The sequence below is a fragment of the Burkholderia sp. BCC1977 genome (assembly GCF_905339595.1).
GTDB lineage: Bacteria > Pseudomonadota > Gammaproteobacteria > Burkholderiales > Burkholderiaceae > Burkholderia.
Map to the genome: position 1 here is coordinate 1 of NZ_CAJPGQ010000180.1, position 417 is coordinate 417.

At 67.6% G+C, this 417-nt stretch carries 1 pseudogene; it reads left to right on the plus strand.

Going from position 1 to position 417, the window contains the following annotated elements:
- Positions 1–355 (plus strand): annotated as a pseudogene (locus tag U5771_RS35365) (glutamine synthetase); the annotation flags it as partial.
- Positions 356–417: the final 62 nt, after the last annotated feature.

Below are 417 nucleotides of genomic sequence, written 5' to 3' on the forward strand. Positions count from 1 at the left end.
GGGCTTTCGCATCCCGCAGTCGACGCCGGTCGCGCGGCGCATCGAGAACCGGATTCCGGGCGTGGACTGCAACCCGTATCTCGCGTTCGCGGCGACGCTCGCGGCCGGCTATCTCGGCATGACGCAGCAGCTCGCGCCGACCGAGCCGATCGCGTCCGACGGCTACGACCTGCCGTACCAGCTGCCGCGCAACCTCGAGGAGGGCATCTCGCTGATGGCCGCGTGCACGCCGCTCGCCGGCATTCTCGGCGACAAGTTCGTGAAGGCGTACCTGGCGCTGAAGGAAACCGAATACGAAGCGTTCTTCCGCGTGATCAGTTCGTGGGAGCGCCGCCATCTTCTGCTGCACGTCTGAGCGTGCGGCATCGACCTGCGGAGGCAACATGACCGAACCCGACGAAGCCGTCGCCGCGCGAC